This window comes from Klebsiella sp. K4, from assembly GCF_014596785.2.
In the GTDB taxonomy this organism is placed as follows: Bacteria; Pseudomonadota; Gammaproteobacteria; order Enterobacterales; family Enterobacteriaceae; genus Klebsiella; species Klebsiella pneumoniae.
In genome coordinates this window covers 480,402-493,289 of record NZ_CP115021.1, presented here as the reverse complement: position 1 = coordinate 493,289, position 12,888 = coordinate 480,402, and the positions used below count along the sequence as shown (strand labels likewise).

Annotated in this window: 11 protein-coding genes; 4 read left to right on the top strand and 7 right to left on the bottom strand. The window is 56.1% G+C overall.

Features of this window, described 5'->3' with window-relative positions; all coding sequences use genetic code 11:
• Positions 1 to 75: 75 nt before the first annotated feature.
• Entirely contained in the window at positions 76 to 1,014 is a 939-nt protein-coding gene (gene mdh / locus IB144_RS02395; RefSeq protein WP_002918570.1) for a malate dehydrogenase, read from the bottom strand.
• 414 nt (positions 1,015 to 1,428) lie between these two features.
• On the opposite strand from mdh, the gene argR reads away from it, so the two are divergent.
• The 3 genes from argR to yhcN-B all read left to right on the top strand — a co-directional run bounded on the left by argR (position 1,429) and on the right by yhcN-B (position 2,903).
• Complete coding sequence (gene argR, locus IB144_RS02390) at positions 1,429 to 1,899, top strand: transcriptional regulator ArgR (protein WP_002918625.1); 471 nt, start codon at positions 1,429 to 1,431, stop codon at positions 1,897 to 1,899.
• 375 nt (positions 1,900 to 2,274) lie between these two features.
• A complete protein-coding gene (gene yhcN / locus IB144_RS02385; protein ID WP_002918626.1) occupies positions 2,275 to 2,538 on the top strand; it encodes a peroxide/acid stress response protein YhcN in 264 nt (87 codons plus the stop codon).
• A gap of 98 nt (positions 2,539 to 2,636) precedes the next feature.
• Positions 2,637 to 2,903 (top strand): DUF1471 family stress response protein YhcN-B, encoded by a 267-nt coding sequence (gene yhcN-B / locus IB144_RS02380; protein WP_002918627.1) that lies wholly within the window; start codon positions 2,637 to 2,639, stop codon positions 2,901 to 2,903.
• Between the two features lie 50 nt (positions 2,904 to 2,953).
• On the opposite strand, the gene IB144_RS02375 is transcribed toward yhcN-B, so the two are convergent.
• From IB144_RS02375 to aaeX, 4 genes are all read right to left on the bottom strand, one after another.
• On the bottom strand, positions 2,954 to 3,229 hold the full coding sequence (locus tag IB144_RS02375) for a barstar family protein (RefSeq protein ID WP_002918629.1): 276 nt from the start codon (positions 3,227 to 3,229) through the stop codon (positions 2,954 to 2,956).
• A 79-nt stretch (positions 3,230 to 3,308) separates the two neighbouring features.
• Positions 3,309 to 5,276, bottom strand: coding sequence for a p-hydroxybenzoic acid efflux pump subunit AaeB (gene aaeB / locus IB144_RS02370; protein ID WP_002918632.1), 1,968 nt, complete (start codon positions 5,274 to 5,276; stop codon positions 3,309 to 3,311).
• Between the two features lie 5 nt (positions 5,277 to 5,281).
• Positions 5,282 to 6,214, bottom strand: a complete 933-nt coding sequence (aaeA, locus tag IB144_RS02365; RefSeq protein ID WP_002918639.1) for a p-hydroxybenzoic acid efflux pump subunit AaeA — start codon at positions 6,212 to 6,214, stop codon at positions 5,282 to 5,284.
• A gap of 7 nt (positions 6,215 to 6,221) precedes the next feature.
• The gene (gene aaeX, locus IB144_RS02360) at positions 6,222 to 6,425 is read right to left on the bottom strand and encodes a p-hydroxybenzoic acid efflux pump operon protein AaeX (protein ID WP_002918640.1); all 204 of its coding nucleotides are present in this window, start codon (positions 6,423 to 6,425) and stop codon (positions 6,222 to 6,224) included.
• A gap of 131 nt (positions 6,426 to 6,556) precedes the next feature.
• Between aaeX and aaeR the strand changes: the two genes are divergently transcribed.
• Positions 6,557 to 7,486: an HTH-type transcriptional activator AaeR gene (gene aaeR / locus IB144_RS02355; RefSeq protein ID WP_002918641.1), complete on the top strand. Its 930-nt coding sequence runs from the start codon at positions 6,557 to 6,559 to the stop codon at positions 7,484 to 7,486.
• 35 nt (positions 7,487 to 7,521) lie between these two features.
• Here aaeR and tldD read toward each other — a convergent pair whose 3' ends face one another.
• On the bottom strand, positions 7,522 to 8,967 hold the full coding sequence (gene tldD, locus IB144_RS02350; protein ID WP_065888781.1) for a metalloprotease TldD: 1,446 nt from the start codon (positions 8,965 to 8,967) through the stop codon (positions 7,522 to 7,524).
• Positions 8,968 to 9,055: 88 nt separating this feature from the next.
• Positions 9,056 to 12,853, bottom strand: coding sequence for an AsmA2 domain-containing protein YhdP (yhdP, locus tag IB144_RS02345; RefSeq protein ID WP_004181431.1), 3,798 nt, complete (start codon positions 12,851 to 12,853; stop codon positions 9,056 to 9,058).
• Positions 12,854 to 12,888 lie beyond the last annotated feature (35 nt).

The following is a 12,888-nucleotide window of genomic DNA, read 5'->3' as shown; positions in this document are numbered from 1 at the left end:
AGCAGGCGCATTGGGGCGAAAAGTGAGGTAATAAAAAGCCGGAACTGCGGTTCCGGCTCTTCTGTTAGGGCGAGATTACTTGTTGACGAAGTCTTCGCCGAGCGCGATATCTTTCTTCAGGGTGTCCAGCATGCCCTCCAGCGCCTGCTGTTCAAAGGCGCTGAGTTTGCCGATAGACTGTCGCTCTTCCACGCCGTTTTTCCCCAGCAGCAGCGGCTGGGAGAAGAAACGCGCATAGTGGCCGTCGCCTTCCACGTAGGCGCACTCCACCACGCCTTTTTCCCCCTGCATGGCGCGAACCAGAGAGAGACCAAAACGGGCAGCCGCCTGGCCCATCGACAAGGTCGCCGACCCGCCGCCCGCTTTCGCTTCCACGACTTCGGTACCGGCGTTCTGAATACGTTTAGTCAGGTCGGCAATTTCCTGATCGCTAAAGCTGACGCCGGGGATCTGCGACAGTAAAGGCAGAATGGTGACCCCGGAGTGACCACCAATGACCGGGACTTCCACCTCGGTTGCCGATTTACCTTTCAGCTCCGCCACAAAGGTATTGGAACGGATGATGTCCAGCGTGGTAACGCCGAACAGTTTGTTTTTATCGTACACGCCGGCTTTTTTCAGTACTTCGGCGGCGATAGCCACGGTGGTATTCACCGGGTTGGTGATAATGCCGATGCAGGCCTGCGGGCAGGTTTTGGCAATCTGCTGCACGAGGTTCTTCACGATACCCGCATTCACATTAAACAGGTCGGAACGATCCATGCCGGGCTTACGCGCCACGCCCGCGGAGATCAGCACTACATCCGCGCCTTCCAGCGCCGGAGTAGCGTCTTCACCGGAAAATCCTTTAATTTTTACATCTGTGGGGATATGACTTAGATCTACCGCCACGCCCGGCGTAACCGGAGCGATGTCGTACAACGAGAGCTCTGAACCTGAAGGCAGTTGGGTCTTAAGTAGTAGGGCAAGCGCCTGGCCGATACCACCGGCAGCGCCAAGGACTGCAACTTTCATCCTAAACTCCTTATTATGGTTAATTTAGTCTTTCGTTATTCCGTCGCCTGGACCTTAATTCACAAGATGAACAATTACAATGATTATGGCTGAAGAATGCATTATTGTGCGTAGCAATAGAACAGCGGCGCACTTTATGCTTCCTGACTGACCATCCAGCAAAGCGAAGTACCGGATCGACTATTGGTTACAATACACCCAGCCAGTTGCGCAAAACAACACCAACTCAATAACATTTCATTTACTTTTACATGGCTTTAAGCGTTGTGATGAGAACATGTTCCTTATACAGTTTTTTTGCTAAAATATGCCCCCTTCATAACATTATTGACCTATCCTTTCGCGGATTATTTGCATAAAAATTCATGGTTATGCATAATGATGTTGATTTTACCACCATAATCTGGGTGACTTATGCGAAGTTCGGCAAAACAAGAAGAACTGGTTAAAGCGTTTAAAGCGCTGCTTAAAGAAGAGAAATTCAGCTCGCAGGGAGAGATCGTCCAGGCGCTGCAGGAAGAGGGCTTCGAGAATATCAACCAATCGAAGGTTTCCCGCATGCTCACCAAATTTGGCGCGGTGCGTACCCGTAACGCCAAAATGGAAATGGTCTATTGCTTGCCTGCCGAGCTTGGGGTACCGACCACCTCCAGCCCGCTGAAGAATTTGGTGCTGGATATCGACTATAACGATGCCGTAGTGGTGATTCATACCAGCCCCGGCGCCGCACAGCTGATCGCCCGTCTTCTCGACTCGCTGGGCAAAGCGGAAGGCATTCTTGGCAGTATCGCCGGGGATGACACCATCTTTACCACGCCTGCGCGCGGTTTTACGGTGAAAGATCTGCACGACGCCATTCTGGTTCTGTTTGAGCAGGAACTCTGAGTAATTCCCCTCTGGCTACCGTCAGAGGGCGACTCCCCTTTCTTTTGCCTCTCCCCCCTTCTGGCACAACAACTATTTAACACTTAGTGTCATTTACGCCGTCTATACGTTCTTTTACTAACGCGAAAATCGTAAAACGCACAAAAGATCAAATTCGTATACCTTTATGAATTTATTAGAAATAAATCTTATCGCTGTCGCTAACGTGTCATTTTTAATTCTTATCCGTTATAAAAAGCGCAATCTATTGTAACTATTAACGCACAAAACAATTAGCATGGTATTAATATTTTTGGTGATTAGTGTATACTTGGTTTTGTGATGAGGGTCACGAAACAAAGACCCCCAACAAAAAGATTCGACGAGGTGAACATCATGAAAATCAAAACCACTGTAGCTGCTATCAGCATCCTGTCCGTCGTGTCGTTTGGCGCTTTCGCCGCTGATATTATCAACAGCGAGCAGGCCCAGGGCCGCGAGGCCATCGGCACGGTTTCCGTCGGCGCGGTAGCATCTTCCCCGATGGATATGCATGAAATGCTGAACAAAAAAGCGCAGGAAGAAGGGGCTTCTTCTTACCGCATTATTGAAGCCCGCACTGGCGACCACTGGCATGCCACTGCTGAGCTGTATAAATAAGTTTTAGACGTCAACGATTAACCTGACAAAAATTCTCTACCGCGGCCCGGCGACATACATCGCCCCGCCGCGGCAAAACAAAGACTGGAGTAAAGATTATGAAACGCGCAATGATCATCGCATCCCTTGGCCTGGCTTCCCTTCTCTCTTTCGGTGCCAGCGCGGCTGTCCAGCAAGTGAACGCAGAGCAAGCCCAAAATCTGCAATCCATGGGCACCATCTCCGTATCCCAGGTAGGCAGTGCGCCAATGGACATGCGTCAGGAACTGGCGGCTAAAGCCGAGAAAGAAGGCGCCAGCAGCTACCGTATTATTGAAGCACGTACCGGCGATAGCTGGCACGCCACCGCTGAGCTGTACAAATAAACCCTCGTCGTCTTATTTCGACGACTTGCCCCCGCCTGCCGGGGGCTTTTTTATGCTTGTCGGGCATTAAAACGCAACTCCCCCTCCAGCTCTTCCTCTGCTTCATCAAACAATAAAATCAATGCGCCAAAGCGCCGGCGCTGCTTGTCATTTAAATGGATGAATTCAATATCCAGCGGCAGCGGTAGCAGGCCACCGGTCACTGCGTCCCATAGCGAATCCAGGTTGTTGACCTTATCCTGAGCCAGCTCGAAGGTTCGGGAAAACTCCCGGTAGAAATCCTGTTGTTCGGCGATTTCGTCAAAATCAAACGTATAGGTGGTCATGACAGCCCCTCCCGCTTCTCTTTCTGTCGCCGTTAAGTATAGCGATAAAAAAACCGACGCCTGGGCGTCGGTTTATGGGTTAGCTGCTGGTCAGCACATGCTGGTACTTATGCAACATCTCAACCAGTCGCCGTACCGGCTCGGTAACCTGCGGCGAGGCCTCCCAGACCCGCAGCTTCTCCTGATAGACATCAAGCTCCGCCAGCAGCTGGGTAAAATAGCGCCGACGCTTATCATCGCTGCCGGCGGAGATCACATGGTCCGCGGTACGTCGCAGCTGACGATGGAAGGCGGAGAGATCGTCATTCACCGGCACGGGCGCATCGCGCAAGCGCTGATGGGCGATGATTAACGTCAAGGCCAGACGGAAACGGGCGACGTCACCCGGGAATTTATTGAGTAATAAAAACAGCTGCTGATAAAGCGCGGGCAGATGATTCTCTTTGCGACGCGCCGAGTTGGTGGTCAGCGAAGAGACCGCCGCGGAGACAAACTGGTTCAGCAGCACCCGACCGGTTCTGGCCCGGGAGTTATCCCTGACAATGAGAATAACCATCAGAGCGAGGAAACAGCCGACGATCTGCCCCAGCGCGCTATCAAGGAACTGGCTGAACTGGAACTGCATCGGATTATCCAGAACCAGAATGTTGATGGTGCTCGCCAGCGCCCCCAGCGATCCGAGACGCCTTTTTTGCACTTCGATCCCGATAAAGAACGCCATCGCCGCCAGGCTGATGCAGAGCAACAGCATGCTCTGCTGCGTCGCCGGCATGATCACCAGGAAGTACAAGGTGCCCAACGGTAACGCCGCCAGGGTGCCATAGAGGAAGTCTATCGCCACCATACGCGGGTTAGGCAGGCGCATCGCCAGCGCGGTAACCACGGCGATCATTACCATCGCGCCGCTGCCTGAGGTCCAGCCCGTCCACAGCCAGAATAGCGTTCCGAGAATACAAGAGACGGAGGTGCGCCAGAAGTTCACCATCGCGTGATGACGTTCGGCGGACTCCACTTTAACCACCGTTTCGCCGCGCAACACGCCATCCTCGATACGGCTGATTTTAGTATTCCCCACCACGCCGCGCTTAAGCAGCAGGTAACGCGTGGCGGCGCCCACCCAGCTATAAATCGTGACCGGGGTATTATGCTCGCCTTTCCAGGTCAGGAAGCGGCGCATGCGCTTCAGCTGCTGGTGAACATCCTGCACCGTCTCAACCGGCTCGGCGAATAGCTCGCGATAGTCGTCCGTGACCATTTCCGGGCGTGAGTTCTGAATCAGATAGGTTTCGCAAGCCTGGGTGATAAGGGTTAGCGAAAGGGTGTTGATCGCCTTCAGGCGCTGATTGGCCTTTGCCCAGCGTGAGGATTCCATAATCAGGTTACTACGCATACCTTCCAGCGCCGTAGTGCGGCGTACCAGCGCTCCCCAGGCTTGATCCACTTCCTCTTTTTCACCGTGCGCGACGCATAACTGCATCAGCTTATACTGGGCAATTAGCAGATTATCGAGCTCGAGGTCGATCTCTTTTTTAATCGAACGCGGCGAAAACAGGAGATCGGCGACGATGGCGCTGACAATACCGATGACAATTTCGCTGCAGCGTTCGACAGCAAACTGCGGCGCCAGCATCGGATTGGTATGGATGGTAATAATGATAATCAGCGCGGTGTACCCGGCCAGCCCCCAGGCATAGGAGTTTTCGACCTTGACCAGCGACGAAACCCAGGTACAAAACCCGGCCCACAGACAGCAGACCAGCATCATCAGCAGAGGCGCGCGGATCATCAGGATGATGATAACCAGCGCCGCAATACAGCCAATAAAGGTCCCGGCAATACGCAACATACCGCGATAGCGGATCGCGCCGGAGTACGGTTCGCCGCCAGCAGCAAAGGCCGGCCCGGCGGCGACGATCGCTGCCGTCAGTACCGCCCAGCGCGGCGTTTCGAGCTGAAAATGGAAACCGACAAACAGCGCCAGCACCACCGCGCATGCAAGCTTAATGGCAAAGCGGAGATGCCGGGGAGCAATGGTATATGTCCCCATAGCGATTAACCAAATTCGCGCAGGCGCATAGCCAGTTTCTGGAAGAAGTTGGCCTGGCTGGTATCACGATCTTCTTGACCGGTGATCACTACCGTCGCCGTGGTGCCCGATGGCCACAGATTCCCCTGCTGGTGATCGAGGCGAATACGCACCGGCACACGCTGCGCCAGACGCACCCACTCAAGGTTGGAGTCGACCGAGGCCATCCCTTTCGAGTCGCTGCTGCTGCTGGCGTTGGTCACCCCCGCAGCGATACTGTCCACCGTCCCTTTAATGGTTTTGCTGCTGCCCAGCGGGGTAATCTCCGCACGATAGCCTGGACGGACGCCCTCCAGTTTGGTCTCTTCCAGATAGGCCATGACGTAAAACGTATTCTCTTTCACCAGCGCCACCGCCGTGGAGCCACGGGTGATAAATTCCCCAGTGTAGACGTTAAGGTTAGTCACCCAGCCATCCGCAGGGGCGCGAATGACCGTCCGCTCCAGATCTAGCCTGGCCAGGTCGCGACTAGCCACCGCTTTCGCCAGCTGATGTTCAACGGTTTGCAGTACGTTGTTCGCCTGATCAATCTCTTCCCGCGACATCGCCTGTACGCCAAGCTTATTACGCCGACCGGCTTCGACGCGTTTTTCCTGAGCTAACGTCTGATAATAGGCGACATCAGCTTCCGCCTGCGCCAGCGCTTTTTGGTAACGAGGTTGGTCAATAACGAACAATACCTGGTCTTTCTTAACCAGTTGGTTATCCTTGACGTTTACCTGAGAAATCAGCCCGGAGACGTCGGGGGCAATCGCCACAATGTCGGCGCTAAAGCGCGCATCACGCGTCCACGGCGAGGCGGTGTAATAAACCCAGGCGCGGAAAATCGCCACGAAGGCCAGAATGACCAGTATCACGGTAATGGCAGTACGGAGGATATTTCTTGTTAGTGTTTTCACATCAACCTCAAACGAACAAGCGCGATATCAAATAAAAAAGGCAGCAATAGAGCGCCGTATTAAACAGTGCTGGGTGCCAGACAAAATCGTAAATGCCGGTCGGAACCAGCAGTCGGTGCACCAGCCAAAAGATAGCCAGCGACAAAAGCAACTCGAAGAAGATCGGCGGAAACGATAAGCCGAAAATCACGATGACAGGAAACAGACTCATGATGACCTTGAATAAGAAGCGTACAGGTAGTGAGCAGATGCGTTTATTATGTAGCTAACAATATATTAACGTAACGATTGCCGCATTATCTACAATGTGTGATCTAAATCACTTTTAAGCCAGAGTGAATAATGGAACGATTAAAACGCATGTCCGTTTTCGCCAAAGTGGTCGAATTAGGTTCATTCACCGCAGCGGCCCGCCAGCTTCAGATGAGCGTTTCCTCGATCAGTCAGACCGTCGCCAAACTGGAAGATGAGCTGCAGGTAAAGCTGCTCAACCGCAGCACCCGCAGCCTTGGCTTAACTGAAGCAGGTAAAATCTATTACCAGGGCTGCCGTAGGATGCTGTTTGAAGCGCAGGATGTCCATGAGCAATTATACGCATTTAACAATACCCCCATCGGGACGCTGCGCATCGGCTGCTCTTCAACTATGGCACAGAATGTTCTGGCGCGCATAACGGCGAAAATGCTCAAAGAATACCCTGGGCTCTCTGTTAATCTGGTCACCGGCATACCTGCGCCAGACCTGATCGCCGACGGCCTTGACGTGGTGATCCGCGTGGGCGCCCTGCAGGATTCCAGCCTTTTTTCCCGCCGCCTGGGCTCAATGCCGATGGTATTATGCGCCGCTAAAAGCTATCTGGCGCAGGCTGGCAATCCAGAGAAACCGGCCGACCTTGCCGGACATGCCTGGCTGGAATATAGCGTGCGGCCGGACAATGAGTTTGTCATTATCGCGCCGGAAGGGATCTCGACCCGCCTGACCCCACAGGGGCGCTTCGTGACCAACGACCCTATGACGCTGGTGCGCTGGCTGACCGCCGGGGTGGGTATCGCCTATGTACCCTTAATGTGGGCGATCGAAGAGATCAACCGCGGTGAGCTTGAGATCCTGCTGCCCAGCTATCAGTCCGATCCGCGACCGGTCTACGCCCTGTATACGGAAAAGGATAAATTGCCGCTGAAAGTGCAGGTCTGTATCAACTATCTGACGGAGTATTTTGTCGACGTGGCGAAGATCTATCAGGGCATGCACGGGCGCGGGATCGCCCGGTGAAGCGGTTCCCGGCAGCGCCGGGAACCAGGTCAGGCTCAGGCGGTGCCGCCGACGGTAAGGTTATCGACCTTCAGGGTCGGCTGACCGACGCCCACCGGCACGCTCTGGCCCTCTTTGCCACAGACGCCGACGCCGTTATCCAGGCGCAGGTCGTTGCCCACCATCGAAATCTGTTGCATGGTCTCAATGCCGGAGCCAATCAGCGTGGCCCCTTTCACCGCCTTCGTGACCTTCCCTTTTTCGATCAGATAGGCCTCGGAAGTGGAGAAGACGAATTTACCGGAGGTGATATCCACCTGCCCGCCGCCGAAGTTAGGCGCAAAGATACCGTAGTCGACCGATTCGATAATCTCCTGTGGCGTTGACTGGCCCGCCAGCATATAGGTGTTGGTCATACGCGGCATCGGCAGATGGGCATACGACTCACGTCGGCCATTGCCGGTCGGTGCGACGCCCATCAGGCGCGCGTTGAGTTTATCCTGCATATAGCCTTTCAGAATGCCGTTTTCGATTAGCACGTTGTATTGCCCCGGCGTCCCTTCGTCATCAATGGCCACCGAGCCACGGCGATCGGCGATGGTGCCGTCATCCACTACGGTGCACAGCTCAGAGGCGACTAATTCCCCCATATGGCCGCTAAAGACCGAGGTGCCACGCCGGTTGAAATCGCCTTCCAGCCCATGGCCGACCGCTTCATGCAGCAGGACGCCAGGCCAGCCGGCGCCGAGCACCACTGGCAGCATCCCCGCAGGGGCGGCGACCGCCGAGAGGTTGACCAGCGCCATGCGCACCGCTTCTTTCGCCCAGGCATCGGCCCGCACGTCGCCCTCCTGGGAGGCGAGGAAATAGTCATAACCAAAACGCCCGCCACCGCCGCTGCTGCCGCGCTCACGCTTGCCATCCTCTTCCACCAGCACGCTGACGGAAAGACGAACCAGCGGACGAACGTCGGCGGCCAGAGTGCCATCGGTGGCGGCGACCAGGATCAGCTCATACACCCCGCTCAGGCTGGCTGAAACCTCCTGCACCCGCTGGTCCGCCGCCCGGGCGGCTTTGTCTACCCGGCGCAGAATATCCAGCTTCTCTTCCCGGGTCATACTCTGCAGCGGGTCGATGCTGGTGTACAGGGCACGATGCTCTACGGCGCCGAGGGTCTGCACTTTGCCATTGCCGGTGTCGCGCACAATGGTCCGCGCCGCCTGGGCGCTCTGCTCTAGCGCCAGTTTGCTGATCTGATCGGCGTAGGCAAAGCCCGTTTTTTCGCCGCTGACGGCGCGCACGCCTACGCCCTGGTCGATATTGTACGACCCATCTTTAATGATGCTGTCTTCCAGAACCCAGGATTCGTGATAGCTCGACTGAAAATAGAGATCGCCGTAATCGAGGCGGCGCTCGGTCAGTTGACCAAGAATGGCAAACAGGTCCTGATGATTCAGGCCATTTGCCGACAGTAATTGTTCACTTACCAGGTTCAGACTCATCGTTATGCTACTCGTTTGTTGCCGCCTGACAGGCGGAAATACAGAAGGCTATCTATTGAGATTGCGGCAATTCCCGGCAATCGTCAAATCATTGCTTTTTATTGCTGCGCGCCTGGCGCAGCACTTCATTGATCTGCGGCTGGTCAATCGGGCCGGTGATGCGGTAGCGCAGAATCGAAACTTTATTCCACAGCGGACCCAGCACTTTGCTGGCGGCAAATACCGCCGCGCCGACGATGGGGTTGACGGCAAAGGCCGCCGCCACGCCGACGGTCGCGGAGATCTCCGGCGCCACCACCGCCTGCAGATCCAGCTGGCGACGCACCAGATCGACCGACCCTTTCATAGCAATATCCGCTTCAAGGCCATCCACCAGCGTATCATCGGTATGCAGTACGCCATCCTTAATCCATGCCGTACTGTTAATCGAATCGAAGTAAAAGCCTTCGCTGAAGGTATCGCTGAAATCGAAACGCAGTTTACGCAGCAGGGCATCCACACTCAGCAGACGCAGCAGCTGGCCAGCGTGCCCGGTACTCAGGTCGGTAAACTGCCCCTTGCCCAGGTGGCTTTTAATGATGCCATTGAGCGACGCGACATCGGGTGACCAGGGCGGCGCGCGCCAGTGCAGATCGTAGTCGATATCAAACGGCGAATCCTTCACCGGCGTGGAGACGCCAAAGAAATCCGCAAATGCATCCGTCTTATTGCCGTGCAGTCTGCCTTTCAGCGAGGTTCGAACCCCTGAAGGGGCGTTCACCCACACGCCGTTGGTCGTCAGCCGGCCAAACCCGGTATCCACCAGGCCGTTGGAGAGCGTTAAGGTATCCCCTTTGATCGCCACATCCCCATCGATGCGGCCATATTTTTGTCCCCACAGCCAGCATTCCGCGCAGCGTAGCTGCAGATCGGGCCAGCCATGGAAATCCAGCCGCGTCGCCGTCTGGGGGGCCACATTCTCTGTTGCGTTCTGGCCGCTGGCGCTGGCCGGATTGAAATAGAGATAACGCACATTTGCCAGCCACGGAGCATTGTCGCGCATCGTCAATGTGGCATTGATCTCACGCCCCTGCGCCTCAACCTGCGAGCCGCCGGCGACCGGCTGGGACATCAGACTGACGTTGTTCCACTGTTGCCCCGCGAGGGCCAGCGACGGCGTACGCAGCACAATGCGCGGTGGAAAGAGCACGCTGCTGCTCACTTCATTTGCCGCGCCGTTCTCGAAGAGCGCCAGCCACTGCGCGCCATCCATCGGCGGCAGGTTGAGCTCGATACCGGGCTGATCGGGCAGCGGAGAGTGCCCTTTGCTGTCAGTGGTAAGGATCGCTCTATCCAGCGTCAGCTTATGATTGAGCAACCAGCGGCTGTTAATATGATTCTTCGCCCCGATGGAGCCGGTCAGGTCGAAGCTGCTCAGGCCGCCGGCGACGTTAATTTTGACCGGAAGGGGTTCGCCGGCAGGCTTACTGACTGGCGAAGGTAAGCGACTGCTCACATTCTTCAGATCGCCGTTGATATCGACCTTATAGCTGGCATTGCCATGGTACGGCAGTTCGATAGCGACCTTGCCATCCCACGGGACGCTACCGCTCAACGCCTCACTCACGGCTTTCGGCAGCAGCCCGGTGCGCGACGGCTGCCAGTTGGCATTCATCCCGACATCCACCAGAAACGCTTTTTCACCTTCGCGGGTGGAAAAATTGAGGTTCAGCGGCTGATTAAACCAGGTCGCACTCAACGTTTGACTATTGAGATCGCCATTCACAAAGCTGAAATTACCGCTCAGGTTCTGCAGCGTAGTATCTAACGGTTTGATAAACAGGCTATTATTCTGCAGGCGCACATCGCCTTTCGCGGTGGTCATCTCGCCGTCGAGGGGGATATTCAGATGTAAGCGAGCGCTCACATCCCCATCCAGCTGCAGGGAATCCAGCGCCGCCCCGAGCGACTCTTTCAGCGGCGTAGTATTAAAGTAAGGTCCAACCTCTTTGCCCGGGCCTTTGATATCGGCATCAATCAGCAGTTTTTCCTGCGCATAGTCCGGGATCGCGGCATCGAGATTGCTGGCGGTCACGTTGCCAAGCATCGCTTTATCCGCCCGCATCCACAGGCCGTTGTTGATAAAATTGAGGTCGATGTTCAGCCCGGTTAACGCCGGCCAGTCCGGTTGGAAGGCAAAAGTGGCGTTCTTCAGCGGAACATAAACCTGGAACTGGCCTTCATTATGCGGATAAGGGAATAGATGCGGATTGCCGCCATACACCAGCGTCGCATCGCTGGCTTGCCCTGCTTTAATCGCGCCGCTGAGATAGTCCACCAGCGCTTTGCCCATCAGATTTTCCGGGAAATAACGCCATGCCTGGCCACCGTCATTGGTGCTGATGCCCGCCAGAATACCCAGCCAGGGATCGTCCCCCTGCGGTTGCAGATAGCGGAAGCCGCCGCGGGCGCGTACGCCTGTCGCCTGCACGTCTATATCGCGGCCATCAAGCATAAACCCTTTGTCGTTTTTCACCCAACTGAGCGTGGCTTCGCCAGCGGCTATCTCCAGCGGCGCGCGGAAGACGCCGGCATACGGCATCAGCGCCTTCGCCATATGAGCGCGTAATTCCCCGTGCTCAACGCTGCCATTCAGACTGCCGGAGAAGTGCTCTGCCCCCGGCAGGAGTTTCCACTGCTTCCACGCCAGATCGCTCCACTGCGCCTGAAAACGCGTTTTCTCCGTCGCCTGCAGGGGGATATCGAGAGCCAGCAAATTGATTTTGCCGCCAGGCTGCGTGGTACGCCAGAGTTCGCCCAGAGAAGGCGCCAGCTTATCAGCAAACGGCTGTAACCCGCTCAGGCCGCTGAGGGCCAAATTGCTGGCGCGAATACGTAACTCATCGCTACGCTGACGATCGTCGCCACCAACGTCCTGCGCCGGGATCCACGCCATCGCCAGGGCTCCGCTTGGCCAGGGTTTATCATCGATAGCGATCCGCGTATCGGGAATATAAAAGGCCCAGCTTTGCTTATCATGGGAGAGATGCGCCGTCAGGTTATCCACCGACAAATGATGGACTTCGTTATCGCCCTGCCAGCTGGCGCCCCCTTTTTTCAGCCATACGTCGCCGCTGGCCACATCGCCTTTTTCAATGGTCATCCAGCCTTCGAGGCTGAAGCGGGCGCTTTTCAGGGCGATATTGTCCTGCATCCAGCGTCCCAGCCACGGTTTGACGTCGATATCATCCGCCTGCAGCCAGACCCGGCCTTTATTCAGCAGGCCATCCTCATCGCGAAGATCCATCCGCACCTGCATGACGCCATGCTGGCCGGTGAGGCTGGAGAGGCTGAGCTGCCCCTCGGCGCGATGACGGTTCCTGCCGTTAAGCCATGTCAGCTGCGGAACCGCCAGCTCCGCCCGCTGACCGGAAAGGGTCAGGAAGCTCAGATGGCTGTCGCGCAGAGTAAAGTGATCGAACTGACGTAAAAAGAGATCGCTGATGCGGTCGGTTTTCAGGCTTTCGCCACCGTCATTGGTCTGAATAGGGGTATTGGTATGGACCTGCAGCTGCCAGAAGGTGAGGTCGCGGAACTGCCAGCGCATATGCAGCAGGCTCTGCCAGACATCCAGCGCCAGGGTTACGCGCTTGACCGCCATTGTGCCGCCATCTTTCAGCCCGACATGGATATCGCGGGCGTCTAACGTCGGACCAAAAGTCTGCCAGCTGGCGGTGATCTGCGAGGCGTCCACCGGCGTACCGGTGAGGGTGGAGATCTTCTCCAGCAGCTGCGGACGCCAGGCGTCGAGCTGTGGCAACACGAGACGCAAGCCACTCACCAGCAGCGCGACGATAACAATCAATGTTGCCACGGTGAGCAATAAAATCCCGGGCAGTCGCCTCACGCCTCTCTCCTTGTCAGCCGCACAATGACGCGGTG

Bases quoted from the DNA above. Each gene is read 5' to 3' on its own strand.
- mdh (WP_002918570.1), bottom strand. From the start codon at position 1,014: ATGAAAGTTGCAGTCCTTGGCGCTGCCGGTGGTATCGGCCAGGCGCTT.
- argR (WP_002918625.1), top strand. From the start codon at position 1,429: ATGCGAAGTTCGGCAAAACAAGAAGAACTGGTTAAAGCGTTTAAAGCG.
- yhcN (WP_002918626.1), top strand. From the start codon at position 2,275: ATGAAAATCAAAACCACTGTAGCTGCTATCAGCATCCTGTCCGTCGTG.
- yhcN-B (WP_002918627.1), top strand. From the start codon at position 2,637: ATGAAACGCGCAATGATCATCGCATCCCTTGGCCTGGCTTCCCTTCTC.
- IB144_RS02375 (WP_002918629.1), bottom strand. From the start codon at position 3,229: ATGACCACCTATACGTTTGATTTTGACGAAATCGCCGAACAACAGGAT.
- aaeB (WP_002918632.1), bottom strand. From the start codon at position 5,276: ATGGGGACATATACCATTGCTCCCCGGCATCTCCGCTTTGCCATTAAG.
- aaeX (WP_002918640.1), bottom strand. From the start codon at position 6,425: ATGAGTCTGTTTCCTGTCATCGTGATTTTCGGCTTATCGTTTCCGCCG.
- aaeR (WP_002918641.1), top strand. From the start codon at position 6,557: ATGGAACGATTAAAACGCATGTCCGTTTTCGCCAAAGTGGTCGAATTA.
- tldD (WP_065888781.1), bottom strand. From the start codon at position 8,967: ATGAGTCTGAACCTGGTAAGTGAACAATTACTGTCGGCAAATGGCCTG.